The organism is Pseudonocardia halophobica (genome assembly GCF_027922425.1).
Taxonomy (GTDB): Bacteria; Actinomycetota; Actinomycetes; order Mycobacteriales; family Pseudonocardiaceae; genus Pseudonocardia; species Pseudonocardia halophobica.
The window spans coordinates 1-676 of the sequence record NZ_BSFQ01000214.1; the positions used below are offsets into that span (position 1 = coordinate 1).

Below are 676 nucleotides of genomic sequence, written 5' to 3' on the forward strand. Positions count from 1 at the left end.
CGAGCGCGACGAGCCCGTCACGACGACCGACCTCCACGGCCGGCTCGCCTCGCGGACGGTGCGCCGCGTGCCCGTCCTCGCACCGGCGCAGATCGCGAACCTGCCCGCGGGGCAGGTCGTGGTCTTCCGTCGCGGCATCCCACCGGTCATCGGGCGGGTCCGGATGGCCTGGCGACGGCGCGACGTCCGGTCGCACGCTCGGGTTGTCCGTCGCCGGGCGCAGGCGGCGCGGCTGCGGCGTTGGCGCGACAACGCGGTGGCCGGCGCTGTCGACGCGCTGGCAGCCCGGTGGCCGGAGCGGTTCGGGGCGCTCGCACGGCGGATGCAGGACGAGGGCGTCGACCGTCGCGAGCGCGAGATCGCCGCGCCGGACAACGTGCTGCAGTTGCCGGGGCGGCAGTCGTGACCGACGAACGCGAAACCGTGATCACGGCCTTCGCCCGCTCGCTGGAGCGGACCCAGCGTCGACTGGGCGAGCTCGATGCCCTGGTCCGCCAGCTGGCGGGAGACGTCACCCGCCTCTCCCGCTCGCGCCCGCCGGCGGACGACGCCCCGGCCGCGACGGGCGAGGGCGGGCGAAGCTCAGCAGGCGGCGGGTGGCTGCTCGCCGAGGACCTGGATCCGGCCGTGGTGGAGATGACGCAGCTGGTCGACTGGGTCGAGACGGTGTTCCTGC

Annotated in this window: 1 protein-coding gene and 1 pseudogene; both read left to right on the forward strand. The window is 75.7% G+C overall.

Annotated features, from left to right (window positions below):
• A pseudogene (locus PKE99_RS38220) lies at positions 1-406 on the forward strand (hypothetical protein); the annotation flags it as partial.
• Positions 403-676, forward strand: a 274-nt coding sequence (locus PKE99_RS38225) for a hypothetical protein (RefSeq protein ID WP_271215122.1), incomplete at its 3' end; no start/stop codon positions are given. The pseudogene PKE99_RS38220 and the gene PKE99_RS38225, both read left to right, overlap by 4 nt.